Below are 19,228 nucleotides of genomic sequence, written 5' to 3' on the forward strand. Positions count from 1 at the left end.
CCTACCTTTATACCTGTTATACCAGATCAAATAAGCAGCAAATAATACAGAACGCTTATAGTGCGATCTGCTTCACTAAACCGGGATCGGAGGTGCGATCGCTACCGCATTTTTTGACTTTTTTTACCGAGCGCGTGCCAGGTAGCGGAAACGCTATTGAGGTGGGTTTGCAGAGCGCGATCCGCTTTATCGGGATCTCGCTGGCGAATGGCATCAACAATCACAATATGCTGTTGATAACTCAAGTTATTATGTTCATGCAGCTCACGATCGGGAACGCTTGGGCGAGCGGCGATTAGCCAGTCCAGCAGAGCAACATGAATAGCCATAAAGATCGGATTGCCGGGAATTTCAGCCAGCACCCGGTGAAACTCGACATCCGAACGAATAAACAGCGCGTTGTCATCCAGCGACTGGCTATTAATTTCCAGTGCTTTCGTTAACAACGCGATCTGCTCGTCGGTGGCATGTTCCGCCGCATAGCGTACCAGGCTGGATTCAAAGAAAAGCCGTAGCTGTTCAAAGTGAGCGATGCCGCCAGGATGAGTAAGAAAATCTTTCGCCATACCCGACAGTTCGCTGATGATGGTATCAGCAGAGGGGCGCGAGACGCGGGCGCGTTCGCCGTTATTGATTTGCACCAGGCCTTTACGCTTCAGCGCAGCTAACGCTTCACGCACAGAGGGACGTCCCACATTGAAGAAGGCCATTAATTCACGTTCAGACGGTAGCTGTTCTCCCTCGCCAAACTCATGACGGCGGATCATCTGCTCCAGCTCTTCCTCAACCATTTCAGACAGTTTTTTACGCGCCAGCGGACGGCGGCGCAAACTACGCCCGAGGGATGTCGGTGAATCTTCTGCTTGCGAATCAAATGCGTTCATAACGTCCATTCATGAGTGGTCGGTGGCAAATAATAGCAAGCTTATCGTAACACAGCTTCAAAAGCAGGGTGAACCCGCGAGGAGACCAAACAAAACAGGCCCTTCCGGGCCTGTTGATTATTTTACTACGCGTAGCGCCGGACGTCCGCCACGCGGCGGAGGCGGCTCGTCATCAGGACTACTGTCGTCATCGTGGTCGGGCTTATCGCCATCAATGACGGACATCACGGTCTCGCTTTCCGCGCCTGCGGTATTGTCATCATCATTTAAGCTGACAACGTCTTCATCATAGGCGGCTTCAGGCTCAAACATGGTGCCTGCGCCGTTTTCACGGGCGTAAATCGCCAGCACCGCAGCCAAAGGCACAGAAACCTGACGGGGAACGCCGCCGAAGCGCGCATTAAAACGCACTTCATCATTAGACAGCTCCAGATTACCTACCGCCCGCGGCGCAATATTGAGGACGATTTGCCCATCACGCGCATATTCCATAGGGACATGCACGCCAGGCAGCATCACATCCACCACCAGATGCGGAGTCAACTGGTTATCCAGCAACCACTCGTAGAAAGCACGCAACAGATAAGGACGACGCGGCGTCAACTGTGACAAATCCATACAGGTTAACCCCGACCGAGGCGCATTTCACGTTCAGCTTCGGTTAAAGAAGCCAGGAAAGAATCACGTTCAAAGACGCGGGTCATATAGCCTTTCAGCTCTTTCGCCCCTGCGCCGCTGAATTCGATACCCAACTGCGGTAAACGCCACAGGAGAGGCGCCAGGTAGCAATCAACCAGGCTGAATTCGTCGCTCAGGAAATACGGTTTCTGACCAAATACCGGCGCAATCGCCAGCAGCTCTTCACGCAGTTGTTTACGCGCAGAGTCGGCCTCGGAAGCAGACCCGTTTACGATGACGTTCATCAGCGTATACCAGTCTTTTTCAATACGGTGCATGTACAGACGGCTTTCACCGCGCGCGACCGGATAAACCGGCATCAGCGGCGGATGAGGGAAACGCTCATCCAGATATTCCATAATGATGCGAGATTCCCACAGGGTCAGCTCACGATCCACCAGTGTCGGAACGCTTTGATTCGGGTTGAGGTCAATCAGATCCTGAGGTGGATTGTCCTTTTCCACATGTTCGATCTCAAAACTAACACCCTTTTCAGCCAACACAATGCGGACCTGATGGCTATAGATGTCAGTAGGACCAGAAAACAGCGTCATTACCGAACGTTTGTTGGCAGCGACAGCCATGAAAACCTCCAGGTATATTCAGAATTTTTACTGCTACCAGCCACAATGTGACCAGCCAGATGTTATGTCACCCAGGGCGAAAAAAGCCATCATTGCTCAGAAACGAGACAAAAAATGAACATTCCCCGCTATTTGGGCAGAAAATTGGATGATAGTTTACCAGATTTTGTGACCTTTGTGGTGAGTCGATTCTGGAATTGGGGAAAAAGAGACAACAATCCGCATTTCATCGTGACAGATAAATGCATTGCCCATAAAAAAACCCGCCGAAGCGGGTTTTTTCGCTAACAGTTGTCTGCCGAAGCAGAACCCCATTAACGTTTGGAGAACTGCGGACGACGACGTGCTTTACGCAGGCCGACTTTCTTACGTTCAACCTGACGAGCGTCACGAGTAACGAAGCCAGCTTTACGCAGTTCGCCACGCAGGGACTCGTCGTACTCCATCAGAGCGCGGGTGATACCGTGACGGATCGCACCAGCCTGACCAGAGATACCACCACCTTTAACAGTGATGTACAGATCCAGTTTCTCAACCATGTCGACCAGTTCCAGCGGCTGACGAACTACCATGCGGGCAGTTTCACGACCGAAGTACTGTTCCAGAGAACGTTGGTTGATAACGATTTTACCGTTGCCCGGTTTGATGAACACGCGAGCTGCGGAACTTTTGCGGCGACCAGTGCCGTAGTATTGATTTTCAGCCATTGCCTATAATCCCGATTAGATGTCAAGAACTTGCGGTTGCTGTGCCGCGTGGTTGTGCTCGTTGCCCGCGTAAACTTTCAGTTTACGGAACATAGCACGACCCAGCGGGCCTTTTGGCAGCATGCCTTTAACCGCGATTTCAATCACACGCTCAGGACGGCGGGCAATCATCTCTTCAAAGGTCGCTTGTTTGATACCACCGATGTGGCCGGTGTGGTGATAGTACACTTTGTCAGTACGCTTGTTGCCGGTTACAGCAACTTTGTCAGCGTTCAGAACGATGATGTAATCACCGGTATCTACGTGCGGAGTGTATTCCGCTTTGTGCTTACCGCGCAGGCGACGAGCCAGTTCAGTAGCCAGACGGCCCAGAGTTTTACCGGTCGCGTCAACAACATACCAGTCGCGTTTTACGGTTTCTGGTTTAGCTGTAAAAGTTTTCATTAAAAGCTTACCCAAATAAATAAGTTACACGTTGGTGAACACCCAAACGTTTTAAATAGTTGAGGTTCACACGACAAAGTCCGGTAAACCTACCCCCTCGGATATGTTTGGCCGGCACAGAGAAAGTTTGGGAAAAAACTCTCTTGTAACGTGGGGTCGCAGGATTATAGAGAAGTCCAGGTCAAAGATCGACCCCTTTTTGCGATTTGCCGCGGGTTTTGTTCAGGCCTGGTTCACCCTCGGTCGGGGAGGTTGCACAGATATAATACCGCATAATGCCGGGGCGCTGCGCTTGTCCGGCTTACGGCATATGCTCCCGCTTGAGGTACTCCGCACTCTGCATCTCTTGCAGGCGTGACAGACAGCGCTGAAATTCAAACTTGAGCCGCTCCCCCTGATAAATTTCATATAACGGCGCGGCGGCGCTGACCACCAGCTTAACGTGGCGCTCGTAAAACTCATCCACCAGAGCAATAAAGCGGCGCGCTTCGTTCTCCATCAGCGGCGTCATGACCGGCACGTCAAACAGCAGAACCGTATGAAATAACCTTGAGAGCGCAATGTAATCATGCTGGCTGCGGGCCTCGACGCACAGCGTAGCGAAAGAGACCGCTAGCGTTTGGTTTTCAACGCCCAGGGTGGATAAAGGGCGATGATTGATTTCCAGCGTCGGAGCGTGCTCGCGCGCGCGCCCCGCTAACGCCAGCCACAGTTTATCCATTTGCCGCCGGGTTTCATCATTAAGCGGCGTTAGCCATAAATGGGCCTGCGTCAGCGTCCGCAGTCGGTAATCGACGCCGGCGTCCACATTCATAATGTCGCAGTGCTGTTTAATGGCATCGATAGCCGGCAGGAAGCGGGCGCGTTGCAAACCGTTGCGGTAGAGTTCATCCGGCGGAATATTGGAGGTCGCGACCAGCGTAATGCCGCGTGCGAACAGCGCTTTCATTAAACCGCCCAGCAGCATGGCGTCGGTAATATCGGTGACGAAAAACTCATCGAAACACAGTACGTCCGTCTCGGTTTTAAACCGATCGGCAATAATGTCTAACGGATCGATCTGTCCCTGTAACGCGGTAAGTTCTTCATGCACGCGCAGCATAAACCGGTGAAAATGCAGACGTAGTTTTCGCTCGCCCGGCAGGCTGTGATAGAAGAGATCCATGAGCCATGTTTTGCCGCGACCCACGCCCCCCCACATATACAGCCCGCGAACCGGTATTTGCGCGTCCGGTTCGTTTTTGCCTAATAATTTCCCCAGTCGCGCTATCAGACCGCCGGGTGGCGTAGCCGACGATTTTTTCGCGGTGAGCGCCTGATAAAGGGTTTCCAGACGGTCGACCGCCTCTTTCTGTACGTTGTCAGGCTGATGGGTGCCTTCGTTGAGTGCCTGGAGATAACGCGATGTAGGGGAAAGGCTTTGCATAATGTTATTGTTATTCCTTGAAAATCGATGTGCCGTCGTTCACGGCTGACGAAAAAAAGGCCGTTCTACACTACGCGATATGCTGTCGGGATTCCACTTCTACGGAATTAGCGGTTATAGTGGCATAATCAGGCGCGGGCATGGAGCCTGGAGCCAACACCCTACGGAAACATAAGACAACGGGAGATGTTCATGACCTGGGAATATGCGCTAATTGGATTAGTCGTCGGTATCATCATTGGTGCCGTGGCCATGCGTTTTGGTAATCGTAAGTTACGTCAACAGCAGGCATTGCAGTACGAACTGGAAAAAAACAAAGCTGAGCTGGAAGAGTACCGTGAAGAGCTGGTTAGCCACTTTGCCCGCAGCGCGGAACTGCTGGATACCATGGCGCATGATTACCGCCAGCTGTATCAGCATATGGCGAAAAGCTCCAGCAGCCTGCTGCCGGAAATGTCTGCGGAGTCGAATCCGTTCCGTAACCGTCTGGCGGAGTCTGAGGCGAGCAACGATCAGGCGCCAGTACAAATGCCACGTGATTATTCTGAAGGCGCGTCTGGCCTGTTACGTAGCGGCGCAAAGCGCGATTAATCGCACGCCGTTAAGAAATTTATCGGGCGCATCGCTTGCGCCCTCTCTCTATCTTTCCTGTCCCAGCTATTATCATTGTTACCAGGCTGAAAATTCAATAACATCAATCTGTTTTGAATTGTCTATCCGTTCATCCAAGGTACGAGAGCAGCATCCATGAAAAAACACACCCAGCTGTTAAGTGCATTAGCGTTAAGTGTCGGGTTAACTCTTTCGGCGCCGTTTCCAGCCCTTGCATCGATACCAGGCCAGGTGCCAGGCCAGGCGACGCTGCCAAGCCTTGCCCCTATGCTGGAGAAAGTGCTGCCTGCTGTCGTCAGCGTAAAAGTCGAGGGAACCGCCGCCCAGAGCCAAAAAGTGCCGGAGGAGTTTAAAAAATTCTTTGGCGAGGATCTGCCAGACCAGCCGTCCCAGCCGTTTGAAGGACTCGGTTCGGGGGTGATTATCGATGCCGCGAAAGGCTATGTATTAACCAATAATCATGTGATTAATCAGGCACAAAAGATCAGCATTCAACTGAATGACGGACGCGAATTCGACGCGAAGCTGATCGGCGGCGACGACCAGAGCGATATCGCTCTGTTACAAATTCAGAATCCCAGCAAGTTAACGCAAATTGCCATCGCCGATTCCGACAAACTCCGCGTCGGCGATTTCGCCGTAGCGGTCGGTAATCCGTTTGGTCTTGGGCAAACCGCCACCTCCGGGATTATTTCAGCGCTGGGACGCAGCGGGCTTAATCTGGAAGGGCTTGAGAACTTTATTCAAACCGATGCCTCTATTAACCGCGGCAACTCCGGCGGCGCGCTGCTTAACCTGAACGGCGAGCTGATCGGGATTAATACCGCGATCCTCGCGCCAGGGGGCGGGAGTATCGGCATTGGCTTTGCTATTCCTTCCAATATGGCGCAGACGCTGGCGCAGCAGTTGATTCAGTTCGGCGAAATCAAACGCGGATTGCTGGGAATTAAAGGCACTGAAATGACCGCTGATATCGCCAAGGCATTCAAACTGAACGTTCAGCGTGGCGCTTTTGTCAGCGAGGTTTTACCCAATTCAGGTTCGGCGAAGGCCGGGGTGAAATCCGGAGACGTGATTATCAGTCTTAACGGTAAGCCGCTGAATAGCTTTGCCGAACTGCGTTCACGTATCGCCACCACCGAACCGGGCACGAAAGTGAAGCTGGGCCTGCTGCGCGATGGTAAGCCGCTGGAGGTGGAAGTCACGCTGGATTCCAATACCTCTTCTTCCGCCAGCGCCGAACTGATCGCCCCGGCGTTGCAAGGCGCGACGTTGAGCGACGGCCAGCTGAAAGACGGGACAAAAGGCGTTAAGGTTGATAGCGTCGAAAAAAGCAGTCCTGCCGCGCAGGCCGGTTTGCAAAAAGATGATGTTATCATCGGCGTTAACCGCGATCGTATCAGTTCTATCGCCGAAATGCGCAAAGTGATGGCGGCAAAACCGTCCATCATTGCTCTTCAGGTAGTACGCGGCAACGAGAACATTTATCTATTGCTGCGCTAATCCTGTCTTAAACCGGGCATCAGCCTGCGATGTGATGTCCGGTTAACTCATGGTATGCTGCTGCCGTTCCCTTTTTTAACGACGCCTCCATCATGTTTGTGAAGCTCTTACGTTCGGTCGCAATAGGTTTAATTGTCGGCGCTATTCTGTTGGCCGTCATGCCTTCTTTGCGCAAAATTAATCCTATCGCCGTCCCGCAATTCGACAGTACCGATGAGACGCCAGCCAGTTATAATTTTGCGGTTCGCCGCGCCGCGCCTGCCGTCGTCAATGTCTATAACCGCAGTATGAACAGTACCGCGCATAATCAACTGGAGATCCGCACGCTGGGTTCCGGCGTGATCATGGATCAACGCGGTTATATTATTACCAACAAGCACGTGATTAACGATGCCGATCAGATTATCGTCGCGCTACAGGATGGCCGCGTCTTTGAAGCGCTACTGGTTGGCTCCGATTCGCTTACCGATCTGGCGGTGCTGAAGATCAACGCCACTGGCGGGCTGCCTACCATCCCGATTAATACAAAGCGTACACCGCATATTGGCGACGTCGTACTGGCTATCGGCAACCCATATAATCTGGGACAGACCATCACCCAGGGGATCATCAGCGCAACGGGTCGTATCGGCCTGAACCCGACGGGGCGACAGAATTTTCTCCAGACCGACGCCTCGATTAACCACGGTAATTCCGGCGGCGCGCTGGTCAACTCGTTAGGCGAACTGATGGGGATCAACACCCTCTCTTTTGATAAGAGTAACGATGGCGAAACGCCGGAAGGCCTTGGTTTTGCGATTCCCTTCCAGCTAGCCACGAAAATTATGGATAAGCTTATCCGCGACGGTCGCGTGATTCGCGGCTATATCGGTATTGGCGGACGAGAAATCGCACCGCTGCACGCGCAGCAGGGTAGCGGCATGGACCCGATTCAGGGCATTGTCGTTAATGAAGTGACGCCAAACGGCCCCGCCGCGCTTGCCGGTATTCAGGTTAATGATTTGATTATTTCGGTCAATAATAAACCCGCTGTGTCCGCACTGGAAACGATGGATCAGGTGGCGGAAATCCGTCCGGGCTCCGTCATTCCGGTCGTGGTAATGCGGGATGATAAGCAGCTCACGTTCCAGGTGACGGTGCAGGAATACCCGGCGTCGAACTAAAACGACGCGGCTTTTGCCCGCGTCGTTCGACGGCTAGTCAATAAAGACTGGCCCTGCCGGAAAATGTGCCAGGAAACTCGTGAAAATCAGCAGAGCGGGGAGACTTTTCTCCCCGACGGCCTCTTCACGCAGCGCCTTATCGAGTGCCAATAAGCCAGACTCGCCTCCTTCCCCCAGAATGCCGCCCATCCAGAGCAGTCGTTGCGCCTGTTGACGCGCATACTGCGATGCGCTTTTCCAGGCAACCAGATGCAGCAACGTTTGTAACAGCAGGATCCGAGACGCGTGACCATCGCGTTGTAATCGCCTGAATACGGGTAATGCAATACTACGTACCGTCGAGAAACCGCTCGCCGCTTCCTCCTCAATCGGCGATAAACCAACAGCCGCCTGTTTGACGAAATCGCATAACTGATTGTGTGTTAATGGCCGCTCGCCTGCGCTCATATATCCTGCGGCAAAACAGAGTAACCCGATACCCTGAGCCCAATCGGTCGATGGCAGAATCCCCTGCGGAACATTCGGTGCCGACGTCTGTGCGGCACAAAGCCCCTCGTCGTAACACTGTGCAAAACGTTGCTCATATATTGCTGAGTTGACGCCAGACCACGGCAGCAAATGCAGCGCTGGCTCAAGCTCAGTTATCTGATTCACCGTCTCAACAACATAATGCAAGATGGTTTCTCTGGATGGCATGGATGTACCTTGCCGAAACGCAACCATTTCACTCATTACTGTGTCCTCATTTTGCGGGAGCAGAATCACTGCTCCCGATTAGATTGGATTACATCGCCAGCACGTATTTCAGCATCACGCCGGCGGCTATCGCCGAGCCAATAACACCCGCCACGTTCGGGCCCATCGCATGCATCAGCAGGAAGTTCTGCGGGTCCGACTCCAGGCCCACTTTGTTCGACACCCGTGCCGCCATCGGCACCGCCGACACCCCCGCCGAACCGATAAGCGGGTTGATTTTGTTCTTACTGCACAGGTTCAGCAGCTTCGCCATCAGCACCCCGGCCGCCGTCCCGATACCAAAGGCAATCACCCCCAGCAGCAGAATGCCCAGCGTCTGCGGCTGCAGGAACTTGTCCGCCACCAGCTTGGCGCCAACGGAAAGCCCCAGGAAAATGGTCACGATATTAATCAGCCCGTTCTGTACCGTGTCGCTCAGACGCTCCACCACGCCACTTTCGCGCATCAGGTTGCCAAAGCAGAACATCCCCAGCAGCGGCGCGGCGTCCGGCAGCAGCAGGGCCACCAGCATGAGCAGCACCACCGGGAAGAGGATTTTTTCCCGCTTGCTGACTGTGCGCAGCTGCACCATGCGGATTTTCCGCTCCGTCTCCGTGGTCAGCGCCTTCATAATCGGCGGCTGGATTAACGGCACCAGCGCCATATACGAGTACGCCGCCACCGCGATGGCCCCCAGCAGCTCCGGCGCCAGCTTGCCCGACAGATAAATCGCCGTCGGGCCGTCCGCGCCGCCGATGATGCCGATGGCCGCCGCCTGCGGCAGGGTGAAGGAAATCAGGCCGAAGTAGTTCAGCGTCAGCGCCCCCAGTACCGTGGCGAAGATGCCGAACTGCGCCGCCGCGCCGAGCAGCAGGGTGCGCGGATTCGCCAGCAGCGGGCCGAAGTCGGTCATCGCCCCCACGCCCATAAAGATGACCAGCGGCGCGACGCCGGAGCCAATCGCCACTTTATAGAACAGCGCCAGCACCCCCGGCGTATAGCCCATGTCCACCGCCAGGTTCTCCATCTGGCTCTGCACCGACGGCAGCGCCAGCGCTAACGCCTCTTTAATGGCGTGCACGTCCGGCGCGCAGTTCAGCTTCGCGGCAATCACCGCCAGCTGCCCGGCGTCGTGATGTGCCAGCAGGCTTTCCAGCGCGGTCAGCGCCATGCCCGCTTCCGGGATGTTGGAGAGCAGGCCGCCGAAGCCAATCGGCAGCAGCAGCAGCGGCTCGAACTTTTTCGCAATCGCCAGCCACAGCAGCAGCAGGCTGACCAGCAGCATGATGGCCTGGCCTGCGCCAAGGTGCATCAGCCCCATGCCCTGAAGCAGGGCGTTCAGACTTTCCATTTCAGTTCTCCGTTACGCCAGCGTCATCAGGGTGTCGCCGACGGAAACCGCGTCCCCGGACTTCACCGCAATACCGCGTACCGTCCCGGCCTGAGCAGCGCGGATTTCGGTTTCCATCTTCATGGCCTCCAGAATCAGCAGCACATCGCCTTCGGCCACCGTCTGGCCCTCGGTGGCAATCACCTTCCAGATGTTGCCCGCCAGCGGGGCGGTGACCGGGGTGCCTGCGCCTGCCGGGGCGGCTGCCTGAACCGGTGCGGAAGAGGCCGCCGGTTCAGCCGCAGTAAGCTGGCTGATATCGCCGCCGTCGCTGACTTTGACCACAAAGGCTTTGCCTTCCACTTCCACGGTGTAGATACCGGAGGCGGCAGGCTTCTCTGCTTTTGCCACCGGCTGCGCGGCTTCCGCCTGCGGCAGTGGCTCAAACGCCGCCGGGTTGTGGCGGTTCTCAAGGAATTTGAGGCCGGGTTGCGGGAACAGCGCCACGGTGAGCACGTCGTCAATGGCGTTTCCCGCAAGCTGGATGCCCTTCTCCTGCGCCTGGCGCCTGACGTCCGCTTCCAGTTCAGCCAGTTCCGGTTTGAGTAAATCCGCCGGACGGCAGGTCACCGGGGCTGCCCCTTCCAGCACGCGGGCCTGTAACGCGGCGTTAACCGGCACCGGCGTGTGGCCGTATTCGCCTTTCAGAATGCCCGCCGTTTCTTTGGCAATGGTTTTGTAGCGTTCGCCGGTCAGGACGTTGAGCACCGCCTGGGTGCCGACAATCTGCGAGGTGGGGGTCACCAGCGGGATAAAACCGAGGTCCTCGCGCACGCGGGGGATTTCCGCCAGCACCAGGTCGAGTTTGTCCGCCGCGTTCTGCTGCTTCAGCTGGCTTTCGAGGTTGGTCAGCATTCCGCCCGGCACCTGGGCCACGAGGATACGGCTGTCGTAGCCCTTCAGCTGGCCTTCAAAGGCGTGGTACTTTTTGCGCACCTCACGGAAGTAGGCCGCGATGCTCTCCAGCTTCAGGATATCCAGCCCGGTGTCGTGCTCAGTACCTGCCAACGTCGCCACCAGCGCTTCGGTGGCCGGGTGGCCGTAGGTGGCGCTCATGGAGGAAATCGCCGTGTCCACGCCGTCGACGCCCGCTTCGATGGCTTTCAGCAGCGCCATCTCCGCCATGCCGGTGGTGGCGTGACAGTGCAGGTGCAGGCGCACCTCAAAACGTTTTTTGATTTCGCTGACCAGCTCAAAGGCGGCCATCGGCGTGAGAATGCCGGACATATCCTTGATGGCAATCGAGTCAACGCCGGTTTCCAGCAGTTGTTCGGTCAGGTCCAGCCAGGTCTGCAGGGTGTGCGCCGGGCTGGTGGTGTAGGAGAGCGTGCCCTGGGCGTGCGCGCCGTGGCTGCGCACCGCCTGCAGTGCGGCTTTCATATTGCGCGGGTCGTTCATGGCATCGAAGACGCGGAACACGTCCATGCCGTTTTTCACCGCGCGTTCGACGAAGCGTTCCACCACGTCATCGGCGTAGTGGCGGTAGCCGAGCAGGTTCTGGCCGCGCAGCAACATCTGCAGGGGGGTTTTGGGCATGGCCTTTTTAAGCTCGCGCAGGCGGACCCACGGGTCCTCGCCGAGAAAACGGATGCAGGCGTCAAAGGTGGCGCCGCCCCAGCACTCCAGCGAGCCGTAGCCCACGTCGTCGAGCTGAGCGGCAATCGGCAGCATATCGTCAAGACGCAGGCGGGTGGCGAACAGGGACTGGTGGGCGTCACGCAGGACGACATCGGTAATGGCAATAGTCATGGATCCCTCCGGGAATTAAGCGTTAAGGCGGTGATGGTGAATGGCGGCGGCAATCACCGGCTTTAAGCGGGTGAAGTCGTCCACGACGGGAACGGCGCGCGGCGCGGGCGCGGCGACGGGTTCAGGGAAGAAGCGAGTAATCACGGCAGACATGCCGCGGATGGCGAAAATCAGCAGGAACAGAAACGCCAGCACGAACCCCATGCCGAGGAACATCAGGGTGAAGCCTTCACCTAATAGCAGAGCTGCATTAGTCATAAAATAGCCTTCAGGCAGGAGGCACGATAATGGGGCTATTTATGACGATGAAATAATAAGGGTGGATTTCCCTGAGCCGCCCCCGGCCAGAGCCCTTGGTTATTATTATCGTCATAACGTATTACCACCATTATCGTGCAATTTACGTAATCAGATTTATTTGATGAAACTTACGTTCTGGCATATTTCATCAGCGATGAGCTCTTTACGCTGATTAAAAATAATTTTGTTCTGTTCAAACAAATTATTCCCATGGGTATCAATAGAAACAATCAGCGGGCCAAACTCTTTAACCCGACAGACCCACAGCGTTTCCGGCATCCCCAGATCGCGCCATTGGGCATCTTCAATTTCTTCCACGCACACGGCGGCTACAACCGCACAACCGGCAGGGAATACGCAGTGCAGCGCTTTGTGTTCAGCACAGCCCTCTTCGGTACCTTTACCCATACCGCCTTTACCCACAATTAATTTGACACCGGTTTGCGCAATAAACTCTTTTTCGAATTTCTCCATACGCATGCTGGTGGTTGGTCCAACGGAGACCATTTCAAACTTATCGTCTTCGCCTTTAATTGGGCGGACAATTGGGCCAGCGTGTAAAATAGCGCCGCCGCGAACATCTACCGGAAGTTCGCGACCACCTTCAATTAAACGGCGATGGGCTACGTCACGGCAGGTAACAATATGACCGTTGAGATAAATAATATCGCCAGCCTTAATATCCGCTAAATCTTCATCTTTAATTGGCGTAGTCAGGATTTTTTTAGTCATCAGAAATTCACTCCGCTGTGAGACGTAATGGTGTAATTCAAATCTTTATCGAAAACGATGTGCCCTTTACGGTGCGACCAGCAGCCGACGTTTACCGCCACGCCGATGGTAGAAGGATGACGCGCGGTGTTTTCAATGTTCACGCCCATAACGGAGGTATTACCGGACATCCCCTGCGGCCCCAGGCCAATTTTGTTAATGCCGTCTTCCAGCATTTTTTCCAGCGAGGCTGCACGCTCATTCTCGTTATGCGAACCGATCGGACGCATCAGCGCTTTTTTCGATAGCAGTGCCGCCGTTTCAACAGAGGTCGCTACGCCCACGCCAACCAGCAGCGGCGGACAAGCGTTGAGGCCGTAGCTGGTCATCACATCCAGTACAAAGCGGGTCACACCTTCATAGCCTGCACCCGGCATCAGCACCATCGCTTTCCCCGGCAGAGAACAACCACCGCCCGCCATATAGGTATAAATGCTGCACTGATCGGAATTGGGAACGATCTCCCAGAAGACCGTCGGCGTACCTTTACCCACGTTTTTACCGGTGTTGTATTCATCAAAAGTTTCTACGCTGTTGTGGCGCAGCGGAGAATCTACAGTTGCTTTGATCACCGCCTCACGCAACAACGCTTCCAGCTCGCCAATCAGCGGAAAGTTCGTCCCGCACTCCACCAGAAACTGAATGACACCGGTGTCCTGGCAGGAAGGTCGATCCAGCTCTTTCGCCAGACGCTGGTTCTCAATCATGGTAGTAAAGATGACGTCGGCCAGTTTACTGGTCTCTTTCTTATGCAAATCTTCCAGTTTTGCAGTGACATCATCAGGCAAAACTTTGCCGGTATATCCCACAAACTTGGCCATAACGTCGGTCATATGGGATATCTGTTCACTTTTGCTCATAAATGCTCCTTAGTCAGAACAGCTTCCGTTAATTACGGATGAAAAGGGAAAAGGATTGGCAGCAGGATCAAGCTGACAATGGTTGAAACGATAATCAGGGGGATACCGGCCTTAGCGTAGTCGACAAATTTATAGCCACCCGCAGAGAGCACCATCATGTTGGCAGGCATACCGATAGGGGTTGCGTAGGCGCAGGAACCGCCAATGACCGTCGCCATCAGAACCGCACGCGGGTCGGCCCCCATACCTGCGGCAATGGACAAACTCACCGGCACCAACAGCGCTGTCGTTGCGGTATTGGACATAAAGTTGGTCATCACAACGGATAAGGCGAAAACGGCGATCAGCAACATGAACGGTGAGGAGTTTTGCCCCAGCATGCCGATTACATAGTCCGCAACCAGCTTGCCTGCCCCGGTCATTTCCAGCGCTTTTGCCAGCGCCAGGGTGCCGCCAAAGATAAAAATAGTCTGTGAATCAATGGCTTTATAGGCCTGTTTTTCCGTGAGTACGCCGCTTACTACCAGCACAAGAGCGCCAATACAACCGGTCACGGCCAGGCTGACACCGATCTTCTTCTCAAAGATCATGCCGAGGATCGTTGCGATCAACACCACGAGTGAGAGCCGTTGTTTCCACTGTGGAACATGGCTGTAGTCACGTTGCTCCCCGACGCTCCCCACCTCACCGCCGGTCGCATTATTCGGCAGAAAGCGATAGCCAATAGTCAGGAAGTAGAGAATGCCGCAGATGAGCATCGGGAGACCGATTTTTGCGTATTCAAAAAAGCCAAAGCCGCCGCCAATATTCTGTAGCGCAGACTGTGCGATAAGATTTCCCGGCGCGCCAATTAACGACAGGTTACCGCCCAACGCAGCGGCGAAAACCAGCGGCATCAGTAGACGAGAACGCGAGAAGCCCGATTTTGCCGCCACGCCGATCACCACCGGAATCAAAACCGCAGCGGTACCGGTGTTAGAGAGGACGCCAGACATCAAACCCACCACCACCATAATGGTGAAGATCAGCTGTTTTTCTGTTTTCGCGAAGCGCGTGATGACGCCGCCCACTTTGTTTGCCATACCGGTCTCGAACAACGCACCGCCCACGATAAACATCGCGACAAAGAGGATGACGTTAGTGTCGATAAAGCCAGCAAAGGCCTGTTTGATATTCAGAACGCCGGTGATAACTAAGGCCACGCAGACAATCATGGAAGTGACGGCCAGCGGCACTTTTTCCCATACAAACATGACGATAGCGAACACCAATAAACATAGGGTAAGGGTAATGGGTTCCATATTTATAATTATCCAATCAATGATATATGATATTGTATCCAATATTGACAGGAAGAAATTATTCCCATACAAAAACTAAGTCAAATCGTTTCTCAGGAAAGATGCAGGAGTGGGATCTACATCAAGATCGTGGTTAGATCGTTACTGGACGTGATTAATAGAATTGAAGAATTGGTTGAAGCGCCTGCGATGCTCACGCAGGCGAAAAGATCAGGCAGAAGGGTCACCAACATAGCGGGTCAGCATATTCTCCATCGAGCGAATAATGTGTTCGCGCATGCGCTGGCGTGCCAATGTTTCATCATGAAGTTCAAGAGCTTGCAGAATACTTTTATGTTCCTGAATGGAAATCACGGCATACTCTTCTTCGGTGACCTTATGGCCCATCGAAAGGCCGTTCCACATATTACAGAGCAACATTTTCATTTTTTCGTTGCCAGCAACATTCCAGATTTCCATATGAAATGCCTGATTCAGGTCGGAGTATTCCGCCGAGTTATTTTCCGCGAGAGCCTTTTCAGCGGCATAATGCACCTGGGCTATCCGCGAGATATCGGTGCCGGGACGAGAAGCTTTAGCCACCGCCTCACTTTCTAACAGCGCGCGAATTTCATAGTGTTCACGGATCGTTTGTTCATTGATGCCCAACACCACCGCCCCTTTATTAGGGCGCACTTTTATCAGCCCATCCGCCGCCAGAATCTGAAACGCCTCGCGCACTGGCATACTGGACACGCCGACCATTCCGGCAATGCCTTCTAACGTAATCTCCTGCCCTTCCACTAACTCCCTCGAAAGAATCGCTTTACGCAGCACCGCCGCGACCTGTTCTTTCGCTGAAAGAAGCTTAATCTTCCCTAATTTAGGCTTCTGCACTTTCCCAATCCTTCATATGTTGACGCATTATTTCTGCTAAAGAGAGGAAATAACGCTGCATAACTTGCCCAATCTCATCACGCCGCCCCTGGCGTATGACGTCAGCCAGTTCAGCGAAAAGCTGCGCCGACTCCTGATTATCTTTTTTCAGATGCAAAATAACATAAGAAACATAGCCGTCCAGGAACTGCTGATACACCTTTTCCAGATAGCGGTTATTCACATAAGAAATCAGCATCGCATGACACTCCAGTTCGCAGGATTTGTCTTCTGCGACAGCCAGCGCTTGCGCACGTATCAGAAGGGCATCGCCTACTTCGCTGGGTATCAGCGAAAACATTTCGGCGGCCATCGCGGCAATTACGCGAAAAATATGACTCACGCGATCGGCCTCAAGATGCGCGACCTGCATGTGCCTGTTGGGCAGTCGGATTAAAAAACCTTCCTGTTCGAGTGACTGTAGCGCTTCTCGAACCGGCATTCGTGAAAGACCAAGCTGCTCCGCAATACTTTCCTGCGCGAGTTCTTCTCCCGCTTTTATATTGCCGGAAAGAATTTCATAGCGAAGCATTTGCGTAATGTGATCGCGGGTTTGCGTTCTTTGGATCTTTTTCACGACGTTCTCGTTAATAACCGATAAGACGTGAGGAGTTTAGCAGATTTAGTACTTGATTTCGTGGCTTGTTTACAGTCAAAGAAGCCGGAGCAAAAGCCCCGGCATCGGGCAGGAACAGCTTATTTATTAATAAAATCTTCACCCAACTGAATATCTTTTTTCAGCGTATCCAGCATAGCGTCCAGCGAATGTTGCTCAAAAGCGCTCAGTGTGCCGATGGATTTACGCTCTTCTACACCGTTTTTACCCAGCAGCAGCGGCTGAGAGAAGAAACGGGCATACTGACCGTCGCCTTCCACATAGGCGCATTCCACCACGCCTTTTTCGCCCTGCAGAGCGCGAACCAGAGAAAGACCGAAACGTGCGGCAGCCTGACCCATAGAGAGGGTTGCCGATCCGCCGCCGGCTTTCGCCTCGACGACTTCAGTACCGGCGTTCTGAATACGTTTAGTCAGCTCGGCCGCTTCTTGTTCGGTAAAACTTACGCCTGGAATCTGCGACAGCAGCGGCAGAATCGTCACGCCGGAGTGCCCGCCAATCACCGGGACTTCAACTTCCGTTGGCAGCTTACCTTTCAGCTCTGCAACAAAGGTATTAGAGCGGATGATATCCAGCGTGGTGACGCCAAACAGTTTGTTTTTGTCGTATACGCCTGCTTTTTTCAGCACTTCCGCCGCAATCGCAACGGTGGTGTTCACCGGGTTGGTGATAATACCCACGCACGCTTTCGGGCAGGTTTTAGCGATCTGCTGCACCAGGTTTTTCACGATGCCGGCGTTAACGTTAAACAGGTCGGAACGGTCCATACCCGGCTTACGCGCCACCCCCGCAGAAATCAGTACTACGTCAGCGCCTTCAAGCGCCGGGGTTGCGTCTTCACCGGAGAAACCTTTGATTTTTACAGCGGTGGGGATGTGGCTCAAATCAACGGCCACACCGGGAGTCACTGGAGCGATGTCGTACAGGGAGAGTTCTGAACCTGAAGGCAGTTGGTTTTTTAAAAGTAATGCCAGCGCCTGACCGATACCACCAGCAGCGCCGAGGACTGCGACTTTCATCCTAAACTCCTTATTATATGATTAGCTAAGTGTCTATTGCTCCGCGGCGGCGACCTTAATTCACAAATTCAATGATTACAATCCTCACTCATCAAGAATGCGGAGTCGCGCAATTTTGGCTTTTATGCATTTAATTTGCGTAATCCGGATCGGCTGCAACCAGAGAGCAACGTTCCTACAGGTGGTGACAATATACCCTACTATCCTCTCAAAACAACATCATTTTGATAACAATTAATTTACTTTTAATCTTATTTGCGAGGCGTGACACAGGCATGTTTCTTGATAACGAAATTTGATAAAATTCCGCTCTTTCATAACATTATTTCAGCCTTAAACAAGGCAGACTGTTTGCATAAAAATTCATCTGTATGCACAATAATGTTGTTTCTACCGCCATATTACGGGTGACTTATGCGAAGCTCGGCTAAACAAGAAGAACTAGTAAGAGCGTTTAAAGCGCTCCTCAAAGAAGAAAAATTCAGCTCACAGGGCGAAATCGTCCTCGCGTTGCAGGATCAGGGCTTTGAAAATATCAATCAGTCCAAGGTCTCGCGCATGTTGACTAAGTTCGGCGCAGTGCGTACACGTAACGCAAAAATGGAAATGGTGTACTGTCTTCCGGCTGAACTGGGCGTCCCAACAACATCCAGTCCGTTGAAAAATCTGGTGCTGGATATCGACTATAACGACGCTGTCGTGGTGATTCATACCAGCCCCGGCGCGGCACAACTCATTGCGCGCCTGCTGGATTCACTGGGGAAAGCAGAAGGTATTCTCGGCACGATTGCCGGCGACGATACTATCTTCACTACGCCTGCCAGCGGATTTTCCGTAAGAGATCTGTACGAAGCCATTCTGGAACTTTTTGAACAAGAGCTCTAGTCCCACTTCCTCCGTCGTCGTACGGCGGAGGCACCTTTTTGTCCTCTCCCCTCGCCGCTTTCCTGTACGGCTATCATTTGGCAAATCATGCCCTTAAACATTCACCACATGAATGACAAATCAAAAAAACGCACAAAATGTCAAATTTTTTAACCAATTGATTTTCTTTTATTTTTTAAACGACATCGGCGAAAAACAGCAATTTTAATTCCATAACGTTATAAAAAATAAAATTTTTAATGTCTTTAAAAAGCAGAAACAATTAGCGTGGTATTAATTAATCTCGTGATTAGTGTATACTTAATTTTGTGATGAGGGTCACGAAACAAAGACCCCAATAAAGGAATTCGACGAGGTAAAAATCATGAAAATCAAAACCACTGTTGCAACATTAAGTATTCTGTCCGTTCTCTCTTTTGGCGCTTTCGCCGCAGAACCTATCAGCGCAGAGCAAGCGCAAAACCGTGAAGCAATCGGATCGGTTTCAGTCAGCGCTATCGGCTCATCGCCTATGGATATGAACGCCATGCTGAGCAAAAAAGCGGATGAACAAGGCGCTACGGCCTACCACATTACCGAAGCGCGTAGCGGCAGCAACTGGCACGCCACTGCCGAACTGTACAAATAAAATTCACCTGCCATCGCATATAACGTGTCGTTACTTCGCGGAGATATCGCATAAGAAA

The 19,228-nt window shown here is 53.2% G+C and carries 22 protein-coding genes; 6 read left to right on the top strand and 16 right to left on the bottom strand.

All coding sequences use genetic code 11. From position 1 onward, the window contains the following. Nucleotides 1-101 precede the first annotated feature (101 nt). From nanR to sspA, 3 genes are all read right to left on the bottom strand, one after another. The gene (gene nanR, locus NA624_RS11515) at nucleotides 102-893 is read right to left on the bottom strand and encodes a transcriptional regulator NanR (protein ID WP_000382923.1); all 792 of its coding nucleotides are present in this window, start codon (nucleotides 891-893) and stop codon (nucleotides 102-104) included. 108 nt (nucleotides 894-1,001) lie between these two features. After that, complete coding sequence (sspB, locus tag NA624_RS11520; RefSeq protein WP_000366112.1) at nucleotides 1,002-1,502, bottom strand: ClpXP protease specificity-enhancing factor; 501 nt, start codon at nucleotides 1,500-1,502, stop codon at nucleotides 1,002-1,004. Between the two features lie 5 nt (nucleotides 1,503-1,507). Next, the gene (gene sspA, locus NA624_RS11525; protein ID WP_000257298.1) at nucleotides 1,508-2,146 is read right to left on the bottom strand and encodes a stringent starvation protein SspA; all 639 of its coding nucleotides are present in this window, start codon (nucleotides 2,144-2,146) and stop codon (nucleotides 1,508-1,510) included. Nucleotides 2,147-2,260: 114 nt separating this feature from the next. On the opposite strand from sspA, the gene NA624_RS11530 reads away from it, so the two are divergent. Then, nucleotides 2,261-2,434, top strand: coding sequence for a hypothetical protein (locus NA624_RS11530; protein ID WP_001518027.1), 174 nt, complete (start codon nucleotides 2,261-2,263; stop codon nucleotides 2,432-2,434). A gap of 26 nt (nucleotides 2,435-2,460) precedes the next feature. Here the strand turns inward: NA624_RS11530 and rpsI are convergent, their stop codons facing one another. The 3 genes from rpsI to zapE all read right to left on the bottom strand — a co-directional run bounded on the left by rpsI (nucleotide 2,461) and on the right by zapE (nucleotide 4,723). Further along, nucleotides 2,461-2,853 (bottom strand): 30S ribosomal protein S9, encoded by a 393-nt coding sequence (gene rpsI / locus NA624_RS11535; protein ID WP_000829815.1) that lies wholly within the window; start codon nucleotides 2,851-2,853, stop codon nucleotides 2,461-2,463. A 15-nt stretch (nucleotides 2,854-2,868) separates the two neighbouring features. After that, nucleotides 2,869-3,297, bottom strand: coding sequence for a 50S ribosomal protein L13 (gene rplM / locus NA624_RS11540; protein ID WP_000847559.1), 429 nt, complete (start codon nucleotides 3,295-3,297; stop codon nucleotides 2,869-2,871). 301 nt (nucleotides 3,298-3,598) lie between these two features. Next, nucleotides 3,599-4,723 (bottom strand): cell division protein ZapE, encoded by a 1,125-nt coding sequence (gene zapE, locus NA624_RS11545; protein ID WP_001191235.1) that lies wholly within the window; start codon nucleotides 4,721-4,723, stop codon nucleotides 3,599-3,601. A 192-nt stretch (nucleotides 4,724-4,915) separates the two neighbouring features. On the opposite strand from zapE, the gene zapG reads away from it, so the two are divergent. From zapG to degS, 3 genes are all read left to right on the top strand, one after another. Beyond that, nucleotides 4,916-5,314, top strand: coding sequence for a Z-ring associated protein ZapG (zapG, locus tag NA624_RS11550; protein WP_001519074.1), 399 nt, complete (start codon nucleotides 4,916-4,918; stop codon nucleotides 5,312-5,314). A gap of 156 nt (nucleotides 5,315-5,470) precedes the next feature. Beyond that, entirely contained in the window at nucleotides 5,471-6,838 is a 1,368-nt protein-coding gene (degQ, locus tag NA624_RS11555; protein WP_000716689.1) for a serine endoprotease DegQ, read from the top strand. Between the two features lie 92 nt (nucleotides 6,839-6,930). Beyond that, the gene (degS, locus tag NA624_RS11560) at nucleotides 6,931-8,001 is read left to right on the top strand and encodes an outer membrane-stress sensor serine endopeptidase DegS (protein ID WP_000497705.1); all 1,071 of its coding nucleotides are present in this window, start codon (nucleotides 6,931-6,933) and stop codon (nucleotides 7,999-8,001) included. Nucleotides 8,002-8,034: 33 nt separating this feature from the next. On the opposite strand, the gene NA624_RS11565 is transcribed toward degS, so the two are convergent. From NA624_RS11565 to mdh, 10 genes are all read right to left on the bottom strand, one after another. Continuing rightward, nucleotides 8,035-8,766, bottom strand: coding sequence for a triphosphoribosyl-dephospho-CoA synthase (locus tag NA624_RS11565; protein ID WP_000602024.1), 732 nt, complete (start codon nucleotides 8,764-8,766; stop codon nucleotides 8,035-8,037). Between the two features lie 19 nt (nucleotides 8,767-8,785). Then, nucleotides 8,786-10,087 carry an oxalacetate decarboxylase subunit beta gene (locus NA624_RS11570; RefSeq protein ID WP_000444883.1) on the bottom strand — a complete coding sequence of 434 codons (1,302 nt, stop codon included), beginning with the start codon at nucleotides 10,085-10,087 and terminating at the stop codon, nucleotides 8,786-8,788. Nucleotides 10,088-10,099: 12 nt separating this feature from the next. After that, the gene (oadA, locus tag NA624_RS11575) at nucleotides 10,100-11,875 is read right to left on the bottom strand and encodes a sodium-extruding oxaloacetate decarboxylase subunit alpha (protein WP_000150483.1); all 1,776 of its coding nucleotides are present in this window, start codon (nucleotides 11,873-11,875) and stop codon (nucleotides 10,100-10,102) included. A gap of 15 nt (nucleotides 11,876-11,890) precedes the next feature. Then, a complete protein-coding gene (locus NA624_RS11580) occupies nucleotides 11,891-12,133 on the bottom strand; it encodes an oxaloacetate decarboxylase subunit gamma (protein WP_000180123.1) in 243 nt (80 codons plus the stop codon). Between the two features lie 156 nt (nucleotides 12,134-12,289). Then, entirely contained in the window at nucleotides 12,290-12,907 is a 618-nt protein-coding gene (gene ttdB / locus NA624_RS11585; protein ID WP_000162406.1) for a L(+)-tartrate dehydratase subunit beta, read from the bottom strand. Further along, entirely contained in the window at nucleotides 12,907-13,806 is a 900-nt protein-coding gene (ttdA, locus tag NA624_RS11590) for a L(+)-tartrate dehydratase subunit alpha (RefSeq protein WP_000045349.1), read from the bottom strand. Before ttdA ends, ttdB begins: the two co-directional genes overlap by 1 nt. Nucleotides 13,807-13,838: 32 nt before the next feature. Next, on the bottom strand, nucleotides 13,839-15,107 hold the full coding sequence (locus tag NA624_RS11595; RefSeq protein ID WP_000433390.1) for an SLC13 family permease: 1,269 nt from the start codon (nucleotides 15,105-15,107) through the stop codon (nucleotides 13,839-13,841). Nucleotides 15,108-15,317: 210 nt separating this feature from the next. Further along, entirely contained in the window at nucleotides 15,318-15,983 is a 666-nt protein-coding gene (locus tag NA624_RS11600; RefSeq protein ID WP_001171581.1) for a GntR family transcriptional regulator, read from the bottom strand. Beyond that, entirely contained in the window at nucleotides 15,970-16,599 is a 630-nt protein-coding gene (locus NA624_RS11605) for a GntR family transcriptional regulator (RefSeq protein ID WP_000723776.1), read from the bottom strand. Before NA624_RS11605 ends, NA624_RS11600 begins: the two co-directional genes overlap by 14 nt. Before the next feature lie 119 nt (nucleotides 16,600-16,718). Next, nucleotides 16,719-17,657 (bottom strand): malate dehydrogenase, encoded by a 939-nt coding sequence (gene mdh / locus NA624_RS11610; RefSeq protein WP_000861586.1) that lies wholly within the window; start codon nucleotides 17,655-17,657, stop codon nucleotides 16,719-16,721. Nucleotides 17,658-18,071: 414 nt separating this feature from the next. Between mdh and argR the strand changes: the two genes are divergently transcribed. Next, a complete protein-coding gene (gene argR / locus NA624_RS11615; protein WP_001257852.1) occupies nucleotides 18,072-18,542 on the top strand; it encodes a transcriptional regulator ArgR in 471 nt (156 codons plus the stop codon). A gap of 364 nt (nucleotides 18,543-18,906) precedes the next feature. After that, nucleotides 18,907-19,170 (top strand): peroxide/acid stress response protein YhcN, encoded by a 264-nt coding sequence (gene yhcN / locus NA624_RS11620; RefSeq protein ID WP_000695693.1) that lies wholly within the window; start codon nucleotides 18,907-18,909, stop codon nucleotides 19,168-19,170. Nucleotides 19,171-19,228: the final 58 nt, after the last annotated feature.

The organism is Salmonella sp. NW38 (genome assembly GCF_051807745.1).
In the GTDB taxonomy this organism is placed as follows: Bacteria; Pseudomonadota; Gammaproteobacteria; order Enterobacterales; family Enterobacteriaceae; genus Salmonella; species Salmonella enterica.

Bases quoted from the DNA above. Each gene is read 5' to 3' on its own strand.
- nanR (WP_000382923.1), bottom strand. From the start codon at position 893: ATGGACGTTATGAACGCATTTGATTCGCAAGCAGAAGATTCACCGACA.
- sspB (WP_000366112.1), bottom strand. From the start codon at position 1,502: ATGGATTTGTCACAGTTGACGCCGCGTCGTCCTTATCTGTTGCGTGCT.
- sspA (WP_000257298.1), bottom strand. From the start codon at position 2,146: ATGGCTGTCGCTGCCAACAAACGTTCGGTAATGACGCTGTTTTCTGGT.
- NA624_RS11530 (WP_001518027.1), top strand. From the start codon at position 2,261: ATGAACATTCCCCGCTATTTGGGCAGAAAATTGGATGATAGTTTACCA.
- rpsI (WP_000829815.1), bottom strand. From the start codon at position 2,853: ATGGCTGAAAATCAATACTACGGCACTGGTCGCCGCAAAAGTTCCGCA.
- rplM (WP_000847559.1), bottom strand. From the start codon at position 3,297: ATGAAAACTTTTACAGCTAAACCAGAAACCGTAAAACGCGACTGGTAT.
- zapE (WP_001191235.1), bottom strand. From the start codon at position 4,723: ATGCAAAGCCTTTCCCCTACATCGCGTTATCTCCAGGCACTCAACGAA.
- zapG (WP_001519074.1), top strand. From the start codon at position 4,916: ATGACCTGGGAATATGCGCTAATTGGATTAGTCGTCGGTATCATCATT.
- degQ (WP_000716689.1), top strand. From the start codon at position 5,471: ATGAAAAAACACACCCAGCTGTTAAGTGCATTAGCGTTAAGTGTCGGG.
- degS (WP_000497705.1), top strand. From the start codon at position 6,931: ATGTTTGTGAAGCTCTTACGTTCGGTCGCAATAGGTTTAATTGTCGGC.
- NA624_RS11570 (WP_000444883.1), bottom strand. From the start codon at position 10,087: ATGGAAAGTCTGAACGCCCTGCTTCAGGGCATGGGGCTGATGCACCTT.
- oadA (WP_000150483.1), bottom strand. From the start codon at position 11,875: ATGACTATTGCCATTACCGATGTCGTCCTGCGTGACGCCCACCAGTCC.
- NA624_RS11580 (WP_000180123.1), bottom strand. From the start codon at position 12,133: ATGACTAATGCAGCTCTGCTATTAGGTGAAGGCTTCACCCTGATGTTC.
- ttdB (WP_000162406.1), bottom strand. From the start codon at position 12,907: ATGACTAAAAAAATCCTGACTACGCCAATTAAAGATGAAGATTTAGCG.
- ttdA (WP_000045349.1), bottom strand. From the start codon at position 13,806: ATGAGCAAAAGTGAACAGATATCCCATATGACCGACGTTATGGCCAAG.
- NA624_RS11595 (WP_000433390.1), bottom strand. From the start codon at position 15,107: ATGGAACCCATTACCCTTACCCTATGTTTATTGGTGTTCGCTATCGTC.
- mdh (WP_000861586.1), bottom strand. From the start codon at position 17,657: ATGAAAGTCGCAGTCCTCGGCGCTGCTGGTGGTATCGGTCAGGCGCTG.
- argR (WP_001257852.1), top strand. From the start codon at position 18,072: ATGCGAAGCTCGGCTAAACAAGAAGAACTAGTAAGAGCGTTTAAAGCG.
- yhcN (WP_000695693.1), top strand. From the start codon at position 18,907: ATGAAAATCAAAACCACTGTTGCAACATTAAGTATTCTGTCCGTTCTC.